Raw genomic sequence first — 4,738 nt, forward strand, 5'->3', positions numbered from 1 at the left:
ACCTAATTGCTTATATTTTTTATATGTATCTTCCAAACAATGTATCATACAAGTTAAGATCTTGACTCCGCTGTGATCTTCACCCAACTTTTCTTTAAGTTTTCTTCTTGCTTCATTTGCTGTATCAAATGTTACTAACTGCTTAAGCTCTTCTTTAATAAAATCAAATCCAAAGGTTTCTTCAAATTGTATGATATCTTTTATTATTTCATCATGTAAACCAATTCTTTCGCACATATTTAAAATCGAATTCATCTTACACCTCTTATAATCTTCTCTTTCTACTTTACTTACTCCAGATAAAAAGACTACTTTCATCCCATTATTAAGCAACCTAGGCAAAGTGTCAAGACACATTATAAAATATTGCTTGTACATTCTTTGTTTATAAAGAATATATTTTGATACCCAAAATACTTTTGCAAGTTTAATCATCAAATCTTGCAATATTTTATTTGTAAGATTTGTAATTTAGCTTGACTTTCTTGTATTTATCATGTATATTTGAAGAAGTGTGGTGCTGATATTTGAGTGTAATTTGAATTTTATTGATTTTTCCAATTCATTTCGTTAATATAACAGAATAAAAAAACTATCATAATAATTAGCGATACAATTAATAACGTTTCTATATGAAATGTAACCACTACATTCTCTTGCACACGAACCTAATCGGGGAGCATATTCGCTAATTCTAATCGTACATTAGAAAATTAGCAATACTAAAAGCAATATAAGGAGGCTTCGTATGAACGAATTGTTACAAAAATTTGATTTATCGGACGAATTAAAAGATTTACTAAATAACTGTGCAGGTGTACATACACCGGCTACTAAAGCTGAACTTTATAAACTAGTTTATGGATCAGAAGATACTATGGTTCATGATGTTACTTATTCAATTCCAGAGAAAGGCGATGTTAAAGAAGCTGAAGTTGTTCGTTGTAAGAATGGCGCTGCAGTTAACTACGTAGAGGATTATATGCGTCGTCGTGATCCTAACTGTATGGTAATCGCAGATCACAAACCAACTGATAAACCAAAATTTAAAGATGTTTATGGTATGGATTTTGATTCTGTTCGAAAAGAAACATTTGACTGGTTAAAAACACAAGAACTTATTGCTATCCCATTCAATGCAGGTGGAAATATTCACGGTTATGGTTCTTTCCTAGTTTGTCCTTTAAACGCTGCTTTCTTTGCTTATGGTGTTGCATTATTACAAGGATTCGTTAGCGCAGAAGAATCAGAAGGATTCCGACCTCGTGCCGTTATCTATGTAGCTCCTCCTTTCCGTCATACACATTTTAATGGAAAACAAGTTTGTGTTCACAATCGTTTAGATGATTGTCATGAAATATTCTCATACAACCTATATCCAGGTCCATCGGCTAAGAAAGGTGTATATAGTGTATTGCTTGACATTGGAGAAAGTGAAGGCTGGGTTACAGCACATGCTTCTTGTGCTAAAGTCGTAACTCCATATGAAAATGAAATAGTTATCATGCATGAAGGTGCTTCAGGCGGTGGTAAGAGTGAATTGCTTGAAGAGGTTAAGAAACTATCAGATGGACGTGTTTTATTAGGAACTCATACTGTAAGTGGTGAAACAAACTACATTCATATGGGTGATACTTGTACAATTAAACCTGTTACTGATGATATGGCAATCTGTCATCCTGACTTCCAAAATCAAAGTGGAAAACTCTGTTTAACAGATGGTGAAGATGGCTGGTTCTTACGTGTAGACGGAATCACTGAATATGGTTCTAGTCCAGAACATGAGAAGATATCAATTCATTCAGATGAACCACTTATCTTCCTAAATCTTCAAGGAGTTCCTGGTTCTACTTGCTTACTTTGGGAACATACACTAGATTCAGACGGACAACCTTGTCCAAACCCTCGTGTAATCATTCCTAGAAAATATATCAAAAATATCGTTAATGAACCTGTTGAGGTTTCTGTAAGAAGCTTTGGTGTTCGTATGCCACCTTCAACAGCTGAAAATCCAAATTACGGTATTATGGGTATGCTACACATTATTCCTCCAGCACTTGCTTGGTTATGGAGACTTGTTTCACCACGAGGCCATAAAAACCCAAGTATCGTTGATTCAGTAGGTATGGTAAGTGAAGGTGTTGGCTCATATTGGCCATTCGCTACTGGTGAACGTGTAAAACAAGCAAACCTTTTATTAGATCAAATTATGGGTTCGCCAAATACAAAATATATCTTAGTTCCAAACCAACATATCGGTGTATATGAAGTTGGATTTGCTCCTGAAAACATTGTTGTTGAATACCTTGCACGTCGTGGTGGTGTCAACTTCAAGATGGATCGCTTAGTTGAATCACGTTGTCCATTACTAGGTTATGCGTTAAAGGAAATGAAAGTAGATGGCCAATTCATTCGTTCTAAATTCCTTCGTTGTGAAAAACAAGAACTTCTTGGTATCGAAGGTTATGATAAAGGTGCTGCTATCCTAACAGACTTCTTCGCTCGTGAGTTAGAGAAATTCGATACTCCAGACTTACAACCATTAGGAAAAGAAATTATCCAATGTTTCAAAAATGGTGGTACAATTGAAGACTACTGTAAGATCACTCCTTTAGGACTTTACTAAAATTTGATATTTTTAAATACAAAAAATCCTCAGTTTCAACTGAAACGTGAGGATTTTTATTGTCTAATCATATCAATCTAATATACTCAATAAATTCTCTACTTCTGCTTGTGTAGCACTCTTATAGAAGAAGTCATAACGGAAGAAGAAATAACCATCAACCTTACCCGTATCACGTCCGTATTCTACCATACGCTGTAATACATCATCATTTTCTTTCCATTCTGTCTCCACATTTGATCCTGCTCTGTAAGTAGGAATTCCTACATACATCTTAACAGTGGAGCTTGTACGGAGTGATAACCAATAATCCAATGCTTTATCAAATGCAGATGAGAAACCTGTATTCTTGTCTGTATATGTGCTTTCAAAGGACCAATATAATTGAGGACAGATATAATCAATATATTTATCAGATGACATCCATGTATTCACATCTACATAATTTCCTTGTTTAAGATATAGGTTAACTGGATTACCTGCAGGACTTATACCAAATTGAACACTTGAATCAATGTCTTTAATTTCGGCATATAATTTCTTAATTAACGTATTAACATTGTTTCTTCTCCAAACTTCAATTGTATTTGGTTTTTTTTCATTTTCGATGCATTTTGCAACATATTCATTATATTCTACGTTATCAAATGTACTCTTATATTTAGAACCAAGGTTTGGATAGAAATAATCGTCAAAATGAATTCCATCTACATCGTAATTTGTAACGATTTCTTTTACTCCGTTAATAATTAACTTTTGTGCAGCAGTTGATGCTGGGTTAAAATAAATATTAGGCTTCTTATCACCATCTGTATCAAACTCTAAGATATTACGGTCATTTGTTGTATCATCATCTTCATACCATATTCTAGCATAATTATCTTCAGCTAATGCAGAGTAATCTCCTGACTGAGAAGTTACACGATATGGATTTAACCATGCATGGAATTCTAAGCCTCTTTCGTGTGCTGCATCTACCATATACTCCAATGGGTCATAACCTGGATCTTTACCTTGTTTACCCGATACATATTTAGACCATGGGAAGTATTTTGATGGATACATTGCATCACCAAATGCTCTAACTTGTACTATTACTGTATTCATCTTTAAATCAACACAGTTATCAAACATTTCATCAATTTTTGCTTTGAATTGTGCTTCTGTATATCCTGTAGATTTGAATTCAAGATAAGAAATCCACATTGCCTTCATTTCTAATGTAATAGAAATTGTCTTAATTCTAGAATTTCCAGCTTTATCTGTTACTTTAACACTATAAGTTCCATCTGATTTAACTTTAAAGCTTTTTAAATTTGAAACATTTTTCGCTTTCGTAGTCCATTTTTCTGAATCTTTGTCTGTAACTTTACCCTTTAAGTATTGCACACTTGCAATTCCTGAAGCATCTTTAGAAGACACTTTAATTGTCGCAGCTTGATTCATTACAGATGATTTTAACGAAACGGTTGGAACTGTTTTATCAATATTGGTAATTTCTAATTTCTTGATTTTCGTGTTACCAGCTTTGTCAATTGCATAAAACGTGTATTTCCCATTTTCTTTAATTGTAACTGTAGATGTACTTTTCTTTAGTTTTACTACTGTTCCTTTTTTAGAAAAATAAGAAGTTTTTTGGTCACCTTTTGCCCATTTTACAGTTTTAATACCAGAAGAATCTGTAACTTTGAATGTTACTTTTACTGTACCATTCGTTGGTTTTGTATTCTTTACCGTTAGGGTTATTGCAGGCTTCTTTGTATCTTTAGCTGCACTTACAACGTTTGCACGGGAAATAAACATGCATAAAACGAAAGCAAATGCGAACAGAAACAATTGAAAACGATGTCCCTTTTTCTGTGTCATTCTAATCCTCCCATTTATGAATCAAGTATTATCTACCAGTAGGATATTGTTTAAATACCTCTTCTGTTAATTGATAGATTTTTTCAGCATATTTCTTTTGATTTGTAGTATTATTAATTTTTTTCAAGTCAGAACTATTCGATATAAATCCTAATTCTATTAAGATTGCAGGTACTGTGTTTTTCTTAATAACTGCATAATTTGCCGTCTTTACTTTTCTATTTGTAAAATTAAATGAATTAATAA

Annotated in this window: 4 protein-coding genes; 1 reads left to right on the plus strand and 3 read right to left on the minus strand. The window is 33.2% G+C overall.

All coding sequences use genetic code 11. The features are described 5' to 3' along the window. A partial coding sequence (locus ACW2QF_RS17870; protein WP_455717375.1) for a hypothetical protein occupies window positions 1-255 on the minus strand: 255 nt, incomplete at its 3' end. A 493-nt stretch (window positions 256-748) separates the two neighbouring features. Here ACW2QF_RS17870 and ACW2QF_RS17875 point away from each other — a divergent pair. Continuing rightward, window positions 749-2,626 (plus strand): DUF4914 family protein, encoded by a 1,878-nt coding sequence (locus ACW2QF_RS17875; protein WP_455717376.1) that lies wholly within the window; start codon window positions 749-751, stop codon window positions 2,624-2,626. A gap of 72 nt (window positions 2,627-2,698) precedes the next feature. On the opposite strand, the gene ACW2QF_RS17880 is transcribed toward ACW2QF_RS17875, so the two are convergent. Both ACW2QF_RS17880 and ACW2QF_RS17885 read right to left on the minus strand, forming a co-directional pair. Then, a complete protein-coding gene (locus tag ACW2QF_RS17880) occupies window positions 2,699-4,492 on the minus strand; it encodes a glycoside hydrolase family 10 protein (protein WP_455717377.1) in 1,794 nt (597 codons plus the stop codon). Window positions 4,493-4,520: 28 nt separating this feature from the next. Beyond that, on the minus strand, window positions 4,521-4,738 hold a 218-nt coding region (locus ACW2QF_RS17885; protein WP_455717378.1), incomplete at its 5' end, for an N-acetylmuramoyl-L-alanine amidase.

The organism is Anaerosporobacter sp. (assembly GCF_965301125.1).